This is a genomic window from Sulfurimonas sp. HSL-3221, assembly GCF_021044585.1.
Taxonomy (GTDB): domain Bacteria; phylum Campylobacterota; class Campylobacteria; order Campylobacterales; family Sulfurimonadaceae; genus Thiomicrolovo; species Thiomicrolovo sulfuroxydans.
The window spans coordinates 2,047,759-2,061,630 of sequence record NZ_CP087998.1; the positions used below are offsets into that span (position 1 = coordinate 2,047,759).

Annotated in this window: 12 protein-coding genes; 10 read left to right on the forward strand and 2 right to left on the reverse strand. The window is 56.1% G+C overall.

Translation table 11 applies throughout. The features are described 5' to 3' along the window. Nucleotides 1–7: 7 nt before the first annotated feature. From LOH54_RS10510 to LOH54_RS10525, 4 genes are read left to right on the forward strand one after another with little or no spacing between them, the layout of a single operon-like run. Nucleotides 8–427 (forward strand): PAS domain-containing protein, encoded by a 420-nt coding sequence (locus LOH54_RS10510; RefSeq protein WP_231019021.1) that lies wholly within the window; start codon nt 8–10, stop codon nt 425–427. Between the two features lie 15 nt (nt 428–442). Beyond that, a complete protein-coding gene (locus LOH54_RS10515) occupies nt 443–2,176 on the forward strand; it encodes an Hpt domain-containing protein (RefSeq protein ID WP_231019022.1) in 1,734 nt (577 codons plus the stop codon). Nucleotides 2,177–2,188: 12 nt separating this feature from the next. Further along, complete coding sequence (locus LOH54_RS10520) at nt 2,189–5,305, forward strand: nitrate- and nitrite sensing domain-containing protein (protein WP_231019023.1); 3,117 nt, start codon at nt 2,189–2,191, stop codon at nt 5,303–5,305. A 17-nt stretch (nt 5,306–5,322) separates the two neighbouring features. Continuing rightward, the gene (locus tag LOH54_RS10525) at nt 5,323–5,700 is read left to right on the forward strand and encodes a response regulator (protein ID WP_231019024.1); all 378 of its coding nucleotides are present in this window, start codon (nt 5,323–5,325) and stop codon (nt 5,698–5,700) included. Between the two features lie 25 nt (nt 5,701–5,725). Here the strand turns inward: LOH54_RS10525 and LOH54_RS10530 are convergent, their stop codons facing one another. Both LOH54_RS10530 and LOH54_RS10535 read right to left on the reverse strand, forming a co-directional pair. Continuing rightward, nucleotides 5,726–6,475 carry a 3'-5' exonuclease gene (locus tag LOH54_RS10530; protein WP_231019025.1) on the reverse strand — a complete coding sequence of 250 codons (750 nt, stop codon included), beginning with the start codon at nt 6,473–6,475 and terminating at the stop codon, nt 5,726–5,728. A gap of 2 nt (nt 6,476–6,477) precedes the next feature. After that, the gene (locus LOH54_RS10535) at nt 6,478–6,786 is read right to left on the reverse strand and encodes a hypothetical protein (RefSeq protein WP_231019026.1); all 309 of its coding nucleotides are present in this window, start codon (nt 6,784–6,786) and stop codon (nt 6,478–6,480) included. Nucleotides 6,787–6,844: 58 nt separating this feature from the next. Between LOH54_RS10535 and LOH54_RS10540 the strand changes: the two genes are divergently transcribed. The 6 genes from LOH54_RS10540 (at nt 6,845) to LOH54_RS10565 (ending at nt 13,770) form a co-directional block, all read left to right on the forward strand. Then, nucleotides 6,845–7,972 (forward strand): DUF819 family protein, encoded by a 1,128-nt coding sequence (locus LOH54_RS10540; protein WP_231019027.1) that lies wholly within the window; start codon nt 6,845–6,847, stop codon nt 7,970–7,972. Then, complete coding sequence (locus tag LOH54_RS10545; protein WP_231019028.1) at nt 7,969–9,000, forward strand: dipeptide epimerase; 1,032 nt, start codon at nt 7,969–7,971, stop codon at nt 8,998–9,000. The genes LOH54_RS10540 and LOH54_RS10545 overlap by 4 nt, the downstream gene beginning before the upstream one ends. 381 nt (nt 9,001–9,381) lie before the next feature. Continuing rightward, nucleotides 9,382–12,309: a hypothetical protein gene (locus tag LOH54_RS10550; protein WP_231019030.1), complete on the forward strand. Its 2,928-nt coding sequence runs from the start codon at nt 9,382–9,384 to the stop codon at nt 12,307–12,309. A gap of 121 nt (nt 12,310–12,430) precedes the next feature. Then, nucleotides 12,431–12,679: a GIY-YIG nuclease family protein gene (locus LOH54_RS10555; protein ID WP_231019031.1), complete on the forward strand. Its 249-nt coding sequence runs from the start codon at nt 12,431–12,433 to the stop codon at nt 12,677–12,679. A 61-nt stretch (nt 12,680–12,740) separates the two neighbouring features. After that, nucleotides 12,741–13,001, forward strand: coding sequence for a hypothetical protein (locus LOH54_RS10560; RefSeq protein WP_231019032.1), 261 nt, complete (start codon nt 12,741–12,743; stop codon nt 12,999–13,001). A 7-nt stretch (nt 13,002–13,008) separates the two neighbouring features. After that, complete coding sequence (locus LOH54_RS10565; RefSeq protein ID WP_231019033.1) at nt 13,009–13,770, forward strand: pyrroline-5-carboxylate reductase; 762 nt, start codon at nt 13,009–13,011, stop codon at nt 13,768–13,770. The last annotated feature ends 102 nt before the right edge of the window (nt 13,771–13,872 follow it).

Below are 13,872 nucleotides of genomic sequence, written 5' to 3' on the forward strand. Positions count from 1 at the left end.
GCCGACTATGCAGGTAGTAGAACCGATAGATGAAGAGTTTAAATTCGAAGGCCGTGCGATCGTGAGCGAAACGGATCTCAATGGGATCATTACCTTTGCCAACCGGAAGTTCTGTGAAATCTCCGGCTACACCAAAGAGGAGCTGATCGGACAGCCGCACAATATCATCCGTCACCCGGATATGCCGAAAAAGGCCTTTGAGATGATGTGGAATACCATCAAACAGGGTAATGTGTGGACCGGTCTTGTCAAAAACCTGCGCAAAGACGGACGGTACTACTGGGTTGAAACAACGATCACACCGATCCAGGACGATACCGGAGCGATCACCAAATATGCCGCTGCGCGCAAAGGTGCCAGCGAAGCGGCCATCGAAGAGGCCGAAACGCTTTACGAACGCCTGCGCGGCGAAGAAGCAGAATCATAACCTGAAGGAGGCATTGTGCTGATCTACAACCACAACAAAGAATTGGTGGGTATTGACGACGAAACACTACACCATCTCGGATACAAAACCCTTTCCGAATTTCTGGCAGAACATAGGGATGTGGCTGAAATGTTTGTCAAGAAACCGGGTTACATCCACAACTTCCAGAACTTCCCCTGGATCGACTTCGTCCTCCATGCCGACGCCGAAGACACCCGTGCCATTATCCAGAACGACAAGGTCCACTTCTCCTGCACACTGGCCCTGTCGCCGATCTTCATGACCGATGCCCCTGACAACGAAGGGTATGTCGTTCATCTCAAACAGGTTAAGGCCCTCAGCGGGGCGATGGAGCCCTTTGAACGTCCTTCCCCGGCAGAGACGCCGGCATTTGAAGAGCTCCCGGTACGTTCCCCCGAACCCGAAGCGTCGATCGTACCGCCTGCACCGGCAGAGGAGTTTGAATTTGAGGAGCTCCCGGCGATCGACCTGCCAGACATCAACCTTGACGGCTCCCTGAGCGAACCGGAGAGCTTTGAACTCGAAAGCCACGAACCCGAGCCCTTCGCCCTGGAAGAAGAGCCTTATATGCCGGAAACCTTTGAACCGCCTTCCGCCCCGGCGAAAACCGAAAGGCCGATGCTCGGCGATTATATCAACCAGGAAGAGCAGGCCTATCTGGACAACCTTCAGACGGATCATGACTACGTTTTCGACCCCAATATCGCTGCAAGCGAACTCGGTCTTCCCGTCGAACTGATCGAGGAGTTCATCGGTGACTTTATCCAGCAGGCCCACGAATTCAAAACGGGGCTCTTCAATGCCAACCATGAAGAGGATTTCGATGAAGTCCACCTCCTTTCGCACAAACTCAAAGGGGTCGCGGCCAACCTGCGGATCGAAGACGCCTTCGAGGTTCTGAGCGTCGTCAACTCTTCACGTGACCAGGTCGAGATCGAAGCCAACTTGAAGCAGTTCTACCTTATCGTTGCCAAAATGGAAGGCAAACCGCTTCCGGAAATGACCGAAGCGGCGGCACCGGCAAGCGAAACCGTCGTACCCGAGGCCAGCGAGCCTGCTGTCTCAGAGCCGGCGGAAGAGGACGACCTCTATGACTTCGGCGACCTTCTGGGCACTTCCGCGCCGGAAGAGTCCCCGGTCCCCAAAGAGGAGCCTGCACCGCCGACCGTCGAGGAGGAGCCGGCGTCTCTGGAGCTGGGCAGTCTGATGGACGACGATATCGAACTGCCGCCGATCAAAGATGAAAATGCCCCGGCAATCGAGGAGGAGCCCCGCGAACCCGTCGAGGATGTCGAACCTTTCAGCCTCGATATCATCCCCGAAGAGGAGCAGCACCTGATCGACGATGCCGAAGAGGGGGAACACTACCGACAACTCAGCGGCGAGGCTTCAAAAGATAGCGCCCTGATGTCCGGTGCCGAGGAGACCAAGCTCCATTACGACCTCACGCGGGCCGCGGCCGAAATCGGTCTGAGCGAATCCTTCGTCAAAAGTCTGGTGACAGATTTCGTCGAAGACGCCAAAAAGAAAAAAAGCGAAATCATGCAGGCGATCGATGACGGTAACCTGAAGAAAGTGCGCTCCGTGGCCTTCGAATTCAAAGGCCTTTCAGACAACCTTCGCATCGAAGACGTCTCCCGCAGCCTGACCAAGCTGCTTAGACATGAGCAACTTCCGGCCCTGAAAAAGGAAGCGGAACACTTTTATTCACTCTTGAAACAACTCTAAAAAGGAAGCTATATGAATTTGGGACTTAAAAGCCAGTTGCGTCTGATCAGCCTCTTGCCGATCCTCCTCCTGCTGAGCCTTGCCAGTTTCTACGTTTATACCTCGTTCAAAGACTACCAGTCCGCGGAAGTCCTCCAAACGAAACTGGCAGAGAACAAATACCTCAATGAACTCTTTACCAACATCTCCCGCGAACGCGGGATGACCGTTATGTACATGGGTAACCACTCCGAAGCGACGAAAAAATCGCTGCTGGCCCAGCGGGACATCGTTGACCAGGGCCTGGCACAGCTCAGCAGTACGCTGAACGCCCAGGACAGCACCGCGCTGCAAGGAACGGCCAACACCATCGAAGAGGTCCGCAACGCCGTCGATACCGGCAACGCAGAGTTTGAATCCGTTTATGCCGAAGCCTACGGCAGCCTGCTGACGTCAATCCTCGATATTCTCGGGCACATCACCCAGATTTCCGACGACAAGGCGCTCTCCTCCAGTGCCTCCGCCTACTACAATCTGCTCCAGTCGGAGTTCTATACCGCTTCCGAACGCGACTTCATCTCTTTCATTCTCGCCCGCTCCACCGCGCTTGAGACGGAAGAGGTCAACCGCTGGCTCTCACTGATCGGCCGGGCCGACGCCATCAGTTACGATACCGCCCTCGACGCCGACCTCAAAGCCGCCATGGATGCCCTCTTCAAGAGCGAGGACAATGTCGAGCTCTTTGAAGATATCACCGCCGAACGCGCCGAGATCATCCAGGCCATCAACGACGGGCTCTACTCGACACAGTCCGGTGTCTGGTTCGCGATGCTCTCGGAAAAAACCAACCTTCTTTCCGAAGCCGAAACTGTTCTGATCGAGGCGATGGACAAACGGGCGGCCGTCGTCCAGACCCAGGCCCTCGAGATCCTGACCGCCGCCGTCGTCATCTGGGCCATCGCGATCATTATCGCGCTGCTAGGCTACTTCCTTGCCAACGATATCGCCCGCAACATCAAGGACCTCGAATCGGTCCTGAAACGTGCGGCAGAGGGTATCGAGACCGAAAGTTCCGATATCAACCTCGAAACAGCGAAGGGTACGGCGCAGGCCTACGCCCTGCTTGAAGGGGTCATTGAGCAGACCCGGATGGATAAGGTCTCCGCCCAGGAAGCGAGTGAAGCGAAATCGATGTTCCTGGCGAACATGTCCCATGAGATCCGTACGCCGCTCAACGGGATCGTCGGCTTTACCGAACTCCTCAAAGACACCGACCTCCAGGAGGAACAGCGCGAGTTCATCGATATCATTGAGAAGAGCTCCGAGAACCTGCTGGAAATTATCAACAACATTCTCGACCTCTCCAAAATCGAAAGCAACAAGCTCGAGATCGAAGAGATCGCCTTCAACCCTCTCGAAGAGTTCGAAAGCGCCGTCGAAGTCTATGCCGTCCGTGCTTCCGAAAAACATATCGACCTCGGCTGTTTCATCGACCCGAGCCTGGAACGTCCGCTCAAAGGGGACCCGACCAAGATCAAAGAGGTCCTTATCAACCTCCTTTCCAATGCGGTCAAGTTTACCAACAGCGGCGGCGCGATCAACGTCAATGTCCGCCGCGAAGCGTGCGATACGCCAAACCGCGCCCGCATCCGCTTCGATGTCAAAGACAGCGGGATCGGCGTTACCGCGGAGCAGAAAGCCCGCATCTTCGAGGCCTTCGGTCAGGCGGACACCTCCATTACCCGTAAATACGGCGGTACCGGCCTGGGTCTGACGATCTCGAGCAGCTTCATCGAGCTGATGGGCGGCAAACTCGACCTTGAAAGCGAACCGGGACAGGGAACCACCTTCTTCTTCACCCTTGAACTCGAAGAGATCGAGACCCTTAACGAATCGCTTCAAAACAGTTTCACCAATATCAACGCGCTCATTATGAACGATGAAACGCGCCAGAAGGCACAGACGGAATACCTGCTCGAGTACCTCAACTTCTACGGCGTCAAACATACGACATTCAATGACCTCCGCGAGCTGCAGCAGCTCCAGCAGAAGGGCAGTTACGACATTCTGATCGCCGACTTCGACTATTGTGACGAAGAGGTCCTGCAACAGGTCAGTACAACGCCGGAAGCAACCATCTTGATCACCAAGTCCTACTACATGAAGAAGATCGAGAGTATGGAGCTCGAACTGTTCAAGGTCCTCTACGAGCCGCTGAACGGTACGAAACTGCAGTCGGTGCTCGAATCCTTCGACGCCGAAGACTACGTCGTCAAAAAAGCGCAGAAAAAACGTAAAAAAGTCAGCGCTGACAGCCGTTTCGACGCGAAGGTCCTCGTCGCCGAAGACAACATCATCAACCAGAAGCTGATCCGCCGCACCCTCGAAGAGCTCGGCCTGGAGATCACCATCGCCAATAACGGTCTCGAAGCCTTCGAGAAACGTAAAAACGGCAACTTCGACCTTATCTTCATGGATATCCAGATGCCGGTCCTCGACGGGATGGAAGCGACCATGGAGATCCTCGACTTCGAAGAGGACGAAAATCAGCCGCACGTGCCTATTATCGCCCTGACGGCCAACGCCCTCAAAGGGGACCGCGAACGGTTTATGGACGTCGGGATGGATGAGTATACGACCAAACCGCTGGTACGTACCGAAATCCTCAACCTGCTCAGCCAGTTCATCGGCGACAAGATCGTCGATGTCCGCCAAACGGAAACAGCCGAGGAGACGCTCCCGACCACAGCAGAAGCAGCCCCGGAAGAAACGGTTGCCGCTGCTGCCCCGGAGATCACCTATAGCGCCGATATCCTGCTGGTGAAAAAAGGGATTCTTGAGAGCAAGCTTTTCGGGCAACTTCTTGCCGATCTCGGCTTCACGTACGACAGCGAAAGCGGTGCCGAAAACATGATGCATGCCCTCGAAGAGAAGGCCTACAAGCTCGTGCTGTTCGACCAGGAGATCGAGGGGCTTGACTTAGAAAGCCTGCAAAAGACGCTGGAAAGCAAAGGGCATAAAACCGCGACTGTCATGATGGTCGACCCGGGTGTCGAGCCCGATGAAACCACACGCAGCCGCGTGAACGACGTCATCAAAAACGTCATTAACAAAGACCTTCTGCGTCTGATCTTTGAAAAATACGTATAAACTCTAAAGGAAACTGAATGCCGAACAAACAACTGAAAGTACTCGCCGTCGATGACGACCTGATCAACCTGAAGCTGCTCAAGTCCATGCTGATGAAAACAGGATATGTCGCCGAAGTCATTGAAGCCAAAAACGGTGCCGACGCCATCGGTGAGCTTAAAAATACCGCGGACATCGACGTCGTACTTCTCGACATTATCATGCCGGTCATGGGCGGTCTGGACATGCTTCGCGTCTTGCGTGCAGACGAGAACCTGAAGCAGCCGCCGGTCATCGTACTGACGACGGACGAGACGAAAAAAGCCGAGGCCCTCGAAGCCGGTGCCAACGGCTTCCTGATGAAACCGGTGCGTGAGAAAGAGCTCAGCGCAAAGATCTCCCAGCTGATCCTCTGATCGGCCGGGCTCCCTCCTTTTCCCCCTACACGCCTGAGAGAACGCGATTGACCGAATAGCGCATATCGTCGTCCAGGTTTTCCATCTTATCCATCATCCACTGTAGATACCCGCGATCATCCGCCGCGATTTCAAAGAGCGTCTTTCCTTTGTATTTGCCAAAGCGCATCGGCCCTTTGTAAAAGACCGGTTCCTTCGTCAGCGCGACCATCTTCTCGACAGGGTTCTCTCCGGGAAAACGCTCCTGGACACGCGCGCGCAGACGGCTCAAAAAGAGTTTCAGCGTCAGGACGTCGCCGATGGCGTCATGGGCCTTGATCTCGACCCCCAGTTTCTGCGCTTCCGCCGCTTCCTCTTTGTAAAGCCCCATCTTATAGCGGAAATACTGCAGCCGGTGGGCCTCTTCCTCTTCGAAAACATGGCGGGCACAGCGCAGAGTATCGATGAGTTTCATGCCATTGGCAAACCCCTCTTTTTCCAGCATCCCCAGGTCAAAAGGGGCATTGTGGATCACGAGGTAGTTCTCGTCCCGGTTCAGCGCCATGAGTGCCCGGTACGCCGCCGTCTCGGTACAGAGGGGTTTACCTTCGATCATCTCCGGCGTAATGTGGTGCACTTCCATCGCGCCGAACGCGATCGGCACTTCCGCGGAACAGAAATCGTTGTAAACCTCCGTCTGCTGTCCCGCTTCCAGGACAATGAATCCAAGCTGGATAATGCGGTCCGTTTCCCCTGCCCCCGTCGTCTCCGTGTCCAGCAATACGAATTTCGCCATGCCTATCGTTCCTCCTCGTCAAAAAGTTCGTTGAAAAGCCGCTCCATATCAAACACGGCCTTGGGCGTCTTCCACAGCAGATGCGGCAGCAGTTCGAGGAAAAAGTAGCCTACATAGATCATCGGGTAGAAGATCTTGACCTCGTAATAGAGCTGTTTATAGGTGTGGTGCGCACGGATCCACCGCCGTGCCATCTTCGACCCCCCCATCGCCAGGTTGACCTCGAAGGAGACAATGAAGCCCCAGACGAGATAGGTGAGAATCGTTCCGAAAAAGAGGTACCAAAAAGAGAACTGGAGTGAATAAAACATCCTGTCATTGTGCCATAGCAAACCCGTAACTAACCAAAAAGTGTCTACAATGTGTCCCATGATATCAAGTGTCTTCGGTTATCTCGGTATTGTGCTCGCACTCGGCGGCGGACTCTGGCGGATCGAGACGCGCACCCCTCTCAAACTCTTTACCTGGCTGCCCGCCATCGTCCTGATCTATCTCCTTGCCATTACGCTCTCTCAAAGCGGCCTCTTCGCCCAGAACGCTGCACAGACCTTCGCCTATAAAGAGGTAAAATCCTGGCTCCTGCCGATGATGCTCTTCATCATGCTGCTCCGGCTGGACCTGCGTGCATTCCTCACGCTGGGCAGACCCTTGCTACTGGCCTACGGTGCTGCCGTCCTCTCCATCGCCGGCGCCTTCTTCGGCATCTTTGCCCTCTTTGACTTCGGACCAGAAGCCGCCGGCGTCTTCGGAGCGCTTGGCGGGAGCTGGACCGGCGGAACGGCCAATATGCTCGCCGTCGCCGCGGCCCTTGGCATCTCCGAAGCCCAGTTGGGGCCGGCGCTGGTCGTCGACTCACTGCTCTATACGCTCTGGGTCAGCGCCCTGCTGCTTGCCGTTCCCTTTGCCCGCCGTTTTGACCGCTGGAACGGGACCAAAACCATGGAAGCGGCCCCATCGGAAACCGTAGAGGGCAGAGGCGGCTTCCGCTCTTTCCTCATCCTCACTGCTGTCGCCCTCCTTATCGCGTTCGCGCTCAGATACATCGCCGCGCTGCTTCCCCTCTTACCCGAAAGCACCTGGAGCGTACTTCTCGCGACACTTGCGGGCGTCGCAGGCAGTTTCACGCCGATGAGACGCCTGGGAGGCAGCAGCACGCTCGCTTCCTTCCTGCTCTATCTGCTGGTGGCGCTGATCGGGTCCCATGCCTCCTTGCATGGTTTCACCGAAGTGCCGCGCTACCTTGCTGCGGCCGCCTCCATTCTCATCCTTCACGCCCTCTTCATGCTCCTGATCGCACGGCTCTTCAGACTCTCGTTCTTCACGATCGGTGTCGCTTCCCTGGCCAATATCGGTGGGGTCGCCTCGGCCCCCATTCTGGCGGCTGCCTATAACCGTCTGCTCATCGGCCCCGCCGTCATTATGGCCGTAATGGGCTATCTGATCGGTACCCTCGTCGGCCTGCTGATCGCCTCCGGCCTGCAGAGTATCGCCGCATGACCATCAGCAGTACGCGCGTCTATCGCGCATCCATCCCTCTCGCCACTCCCTTTGTCACGGCACTTCGGCGTGTTGAGGATGTCACCTTTGTCGTCCTCGAATTACACATGGACAACGGTGCTCGCGCTTACGGCAGTGCACCGGCGACCAAGGCGATTACCGGCGAAACCCTTGAGAGCATCGAACAGGCCCTTCAGACCAGCATCCTTCCGCTTTTGCAGGGGCGTCCTTTCGAACTGCAGGCACTGCTGCATACCGTCGCCACTTCCTTGCCGGGCAACAGCAGTGCCAAGGCGGCGGTCGACATGGCACTCCATATGCTGGCGGCGCAGTGCGTGGATCTCCCCCTTTACCGCTACCTCGGCGCGAAAGAAGCAACGCCCGTCACCACTGCCGTGACCGTCAGCCTCGATACACCCGAAACGATGCGGAGCAAAGCCACCGAACTTTTCGCGTGCGGATACGACATTCTTAAAGTCAAAGTCGGCGGGGGGGACGGATTGGACGCGCAGCGCATTAGGGGGATCGCCGATGCCCTCCCCGGGGCGCAGCTGCTCGTCGATGCGAACCAGGCCTGGAACCTGCAGGAGAGCCTCGCTTTCATCGATGCGTGTGCCGATCTGCCCCTCGCCCTGATCGAACAGCCCGTGCCCGCACCGGAGCTTGAAGCGCTCCGGCAGATCACCGCCCTCTCCCCCTTTCCCATCCTGGCCGACGAAGCCGTTTTCGACGCCGAGGATGCCCGGCGCGTACTCGATGCCGGTGCGGCAGACCTCATCAATATCAAGCTGATGAAATGCGGCGGTCTCGCCGGTGCCCTCGCCATCCTGGACGTCTGCCAGACCTACGGGGCCCAATGCATGCTCGGCTCAATGCTCGAAGGTCCCGTCTCCATCACCGCAGCGCTCCACCTCGCCACGGCCTACCCCGACCGTTTCGCCTGGATCGACCTCGACAGTCCCCTGCTCTACCGCACCCTGCCCTCCGATCTGCCTTTCAGCGTCCACGGAAACTGCTATCGTCTATAGCCCGCTTCCACCCTCTTTTATCATATCTCTCCATTTTCAATAATCCATATCAATTTCAATATTTTTTTGTCAAAATGAACATTTTCTACAGCAACTTTTCATTTTTTTCTGTTTTTAAGTTTTATCAAAATATTTCGATCTATACTTTGGAATATTTGAATGAAAATATTTAAAAAATAACAGTTTTGTTATCAACTCTATTCGAGGTTCGAAATTATGACAAGCAGTAAATCCATACGTTTGTTTGTCGCTGCTGCCACGACCTTTGTGCTTTTCTCCCATGATGGTCATGCGGCGTGTGAAGATCAAAATAATCTCAATCAGTGCAACCGGACCGGGTATTGTGCCTGGGATACGGATGCTGGGGTCTGTAGAACCGGCATGCAGGAGGACCTCTGTTACGATACGCCGGTGACGGAGTGTTCTTTACATGCTGTCGTCGGCAGCGTACTTGATATCGCAACGGATGTCCTGCCCATCCTCACCCCTATCCTTGACAGCCAGGGAATCGTCTACACCGTCGTCGACGGTGTCATTTATATCGCCTGCGATGTCGTCGATCTTGTCCAAAGTATTCTGGATGCCATCAATATCAATCTGCTGGGGCTTATCCAGATCAATTTGGGAGAGGGTATCCAGATCCTGCAAAAAAACACGATCCCGATCAAGCACGCCAATATGGACGGTGACCTTTCCGATGTTCAGGTCATCGCCGACAATTCGCTGCTCCAATCCCTGATAGGGCTCGTCGATTTCTGCGGTGTCGATGGGAACCCCGGAAACTGTCAGCGCGAAAGCGCGCTGCAGATCAATCTGGGCTACCTCGGTCTTGTCGATCTCCTGGGCGACGCCATTGTATACGACATGCCGAACATGGCCGTTGCGGACGGGAACCACACCGTCTTCGCGCTGACAACACTCAACATCGATATTCTGGCACTGCTTGGCAACGCTTCTTCGCCGCTGCTGTACGGGCGCTACGCTAAAAACGGCGAAACGTTCGGCGGCCTGATCGCCAGCTGTTCCGCCGCAGGAGGGGGAGGAAGCGGAGAGCCCTCCGTCCCCTCGACAGCGGACATCGTCGACACCGACGAATATCCCAATTTTGCGAGCCGCCAGGTTCTGAAAACAAAGGTCGCGGGGAACCCGCAGACCGCGCTGACGGTCGTCTACCTCGATCCGACGACGCATGAGCCCAAAGTCTACAACAGCAGCGGAGAGTTCAAATGGTTACCGCCCCTTGAAGTCCTGCTCTACCGCACGGACAGCAGCTGTACGGACGAGCTTCCCCTGGCGGCGCCGACGACGGGGAACCCCGTGGGCGAACCCGTCATCGCCTACATTGAAAGCGGCACAAGCTATGCCGACGCCAATACCTTTACAATGGCTTCCGTCGCCAACAGCAATACCCGTATACTCGCCCAATACGCCGACTGGGGCGATCTGCTCAACGATCTCGCCTCAGCCAGCAGCTGTTTTTTGAACTCCAACTGGGAGGGTAACTTCAACGGCCTTCCCCAGTGTCTGAACAACCTGGGTAGCAGCAGCGGAATTTCTCAAGAACTAATAGAGAAATACCCCAATATCGCCACGGTATGTCTCAACCCGCTTTTAACGGGCGACCAGCAGCCGTGCGGCTCCTCCGCCTACGACAACAGCGGCTCCAAGGGCTTTATCCTGCCGGAAAAATACAATCACGCCTACGGGTGCCTGGCCTGTATCCTTGACAATGCTGCGGATGTGACGGCCTGTTCAAGCGACAATTTTGCCATCCGGCCATCATCCTACACCCTGGGGCTCAGCGACTCCTCCACCCCCAAAATCGCCGGTATGTCCTATACGCTGGAATCCGACGCCCTTTACGTCGGCGGGGGAACGGCTCCGACCAGCGGTTATACCACGACGCTTGACAATAGCAACGACAAAAATGCCTCTTTCATTTTCAGTCCTGTAGCTGCCGCGACCAACTGCCCCTACGGCGATCACGGTTTCACGTTCAGCTTCACAGACGGCGTAGGCTCGGGTTCGATCAGTTACCCGAACGTCGGCGATGTCAATATCACCCTGGCCGATGCAAACTGGACGGGTGTAGATCAAAACAAAGTCGGATGGCAGGAGTGCCTCCCCGATTCGAACAGGACATCCCCTGACCCCGTAGGGTGTTTGGTGACGGCAAGAGTATCCGAACGTTTCATCCCCGACCATTTCGACGTCAACGCCTCGCTCGACAACGCCGGCAGCGGCTTCACCTATCTTTATGACATGAACAAAGACAACGACGTCAACCAGACAGGTTATGACTACAACCTCTCAACCGCCTCCCTGGAAATAGAGGTATCGGCGATGGGTGCGAACGGCATCGGTACCCTGAGCAACTATCTCGACAGCTGTTATGCCCAGGACACCAATATCACGCTGCAGACGGCAGGTACACAGATCAGCCCGCCGTCGGCGCTGGACTATTTCCTCTATTTCAACCCGACCGAAGCGGATCCGAATGTTTCCAACAGCGGTGAAGGAAAAACCGCCCTGCCCGCGAGCGGTCTATTAAGTTCCTTGCCCATTACCAACGTCACGGCAAGTTTCCCGTCCCGGACGGCGCCGGACGCCAACGGGACGACGTTGATCGCATACCGGATCAACTTCGACCGTCGAGTCAATCAGCCTGTCAATCCGTTCCGGCTCTCGTTGTCCAGCGTCGACATTGTGGATACCGACGGCGTTTTCGGCTCTGACAACAGCCCAAGCCCCGATACTGCCACCTTCCTCTACGGCCGGGTACACGCACCCCGCTACCGTATTGATTGCAGCAGCGCCGCGCTGAGTTCCTGCTCGTCGACACAACCGCTGCAGCTCTTTTTCGAGTTCTACAGCAGCGATAACAATCTGACGCTCAGACGACAATACGCCCTGGACAACGAGCGAAGCAAAGATGCGATCCTCTGGTTCCGCAACACGGACCACAGCGCCCTGCTTGAGGGCAATATCACCGTGCTCAGCCACCGCTACAACGGCTATGACCTCTATACGACATCGGCACCGCTGCATCAAAACGGCGGCATCGGCACTCCGGCAGCCGGGGCTTCCTCGGTGAGCATCGGTTATGACGGCAGCAGGGGCTACCCCTACAAATCATCCATCGGTCTGCATACGCAAAAGTGGTTGAACTACGACCGGTTCAATACCGATCCGGATGTCAACAGCTCTTTTATGATCGAGTTCAATGCCGTCGGCCAGAAGACAGGCGAAGGCAACGTCCCCAATACGGATAGCGGGCCGGCCAATTCGAACAGAAGAATCATGTGGTAAAGTGACCTGTCACCCATTTTTCAGCCCGTATAAAGATGCCGCAGGCGACAATGGGGCTATCGAAGACAGCATCAATCCTGTTACGGGTCCTACCGCGCTGTCCTCTGTCGGAGGAAATACCATGCCCTATAGCGTCTATATCGTTCAATGCAGCGACGGCACCTATTATACGGGCATCGCTACGGACCTTGAGCGACGCCTCAACGAGCATAACCACTCTGCCAAAGGGGCCCGTTACACGCGTGCGCGCCGCCCCGTCACCCTCGTTTACGCTGAACGCTTCCCCGACCGAAGCAGTGCACAGAAGCGCGAATACGCCATCAAGCAGATGCCCCGCACCAAGAAGAGCGCCCTGATCGAGAAGCGCTGACCTTCAAGCCTCTGCCCGCAGAGGTATGTTATAGTTTTATAAATATCTTGAAAGGCCCCCAATGACCGAAGCCGAAGACCTTACCGACCTGTTGGAGAATGACGTGATCCCCGAGATCGAATCGTTTATCGACGACCTTTATGAAAAAATTGCCGAAACCAAAAACGCGACAGAAGAGGACAAGACACAGCTGGCTGAACTGCAGGAGCTGAAAAAGGAGTTCTCCTTATTGCTTGACGAGGTCAAAAACGGCGAACTGGACGAGGAAGAGTGTCGCGCCATCATCGACGAGATCGACATGATGCGTGAAGAAGAGGAGTAAGAGAGCCATGAAAAAAACAGTGACCTTTATCGGCAACGGCAACATGGCTGTCGCCATGGCGAAAACCCTGAAAGAGCGTTATCTCATCGAGGTGGTCGGCCGGGATCTCGCGCACCTTGACACCTTTGAAGCCGCCGTCGACACCGACGTCACCAAGCACCTCCTTAATGACTTCGACATCACCGGGAAAACCCTGCTGCTCTGTGTCAAACCGGCCAATATCGTCGAGGTCGGCGGGAAACTCCAGGGAAAAGCCGAAGCCCTCTATTCCGTGCTTGCCGGCACAAAGGTTGAAACCCTCAAAAGCCACATTGCCGCCGCCGGGACCGTCCGCGCCATGCCCAATCTCGCCGCGACCGTCGGCAGGTCCATGACGACGCTGACCGGCGACCGGCACCTCGAAGCCGAAGCCATTGCCCTGTTCGATGCGATCGGGATGACGCTCTGGCTCGGCAGCGAGAAAGAGCTCGATATCGCCACGGGGCTTGCCGGGAGCGGCCCCGCCTACCTCGCGCTTATCGCCGAAGCTCTCGCCGACGGCGCTGTCAAACAGGGACTCAAGCGCGATGACGCCATGACCGTGATGCGCGGGCTTTTTGCCGGTTTCGGGGAGCTGATTCAGCACGAACACCCCGCCTTGCTTAAAGACGGCGTCATGAGCCCCGGCGGCACGACGGCTGCCGGCTACAGCGCCCTGGAAGAGGCCGGGGTCCGAAACGGCTGTATCCAGGCCGTGGAGCGTGCTTTTGAGAAGGCGCGTTCCTCCTGAACAGTGCATCTTCAAGCACCCAGCTCTCCTTCTCTCCAGCGCCATCCACAGAACATTGATGGCACCCAAAAAAAGTGTGGATCAGTGGCAGCGTTACCGACT

What these genes read in the sequence shown, in the direction of transcription:
- LOH54_RS10565 (WP_231019033.1), top strand. Translation starts at nt 13,009, where the DNA reads ATGAAAAAAACAGTGACCTTTATCGGCAACGGCAACATGGCTGTCGCC.
- LOH54_RS10545 (WP_231019028.1), top strand. Translation starts at nt 7,969, where the DNA reads ATGACCATCAGCAGTACGCGCGTCTATCGCGCATCCATCCCTCTCGCC.
- LOH54_RS10555 (WP_231019031.1), top strand. Translation starts at nt 12,431, where the DNA reads ATGCCCTATAGCGTCTATATCGTTCAATGCAGCGACGGCACCTATTAT.
- LOH54_RS10510 (WP_231019021.1), top strand. Translation starts at nt 8, where the DNA reads ATGCAGGTAGTAGAACCGATAGATGAAGAGTTTAAATTCGAAGGCCGT.
- LOH54_RS10530 (WP_231019025.1), bottom strand. Translation starts at nt 6,475, where the DNA reads ATGGCGAAATTCGTATTGCTGGACACGGAGACGACGGGGGCAGGGGAA.
- LOH54_RS10560 (WP_231019032.1), top strand. Translation starts at nt 12,741, where the DNA reads ATGACCGAAGCCGAAGACCTTACCGACCTGTTGGAGAATGACGTGATC.
- LOH54_RS10520 (WP_231019023.1), top strand. Translation starts at nt 2,189, where the DNA reads ATGAATTTGGGACTTAAAAGCCAGTTGCGTCTGATCAGCCTCTTGCCG.
- LOH54_RS10540 (WP_231019027.1), top strand. Translation starts at nt 6,845, where the DNA reads ATGATATCAAGTGTCTTCGGTTATCTCGGTATTGTGCTCGCACTCGGC.
- LOH54_RS10525 (WP_231019024.1), top strand. Translation starts at nt 5,323, where the DNA reads ATGCCGAACAAACAACTGAAAGTACTCGCCGTCGATGACGACCTGATC.
- LOH54_RS10550 (WP_231019030.1), top strand. Translation starts at nt 9,382, where the DNA reads ATGCAGGAGGACCTCTGTTACGATACGCCGGTGACGGAGTGTTCTTTA.
- LOH54_RS10535 (WP_231019026.1), bottom strand. Translation starts at nt 6,786, where the DNA reads ATGTTTTATTCACTCCAGTTCTCTTTTTGGTACCTCTTTTTCGGAACG.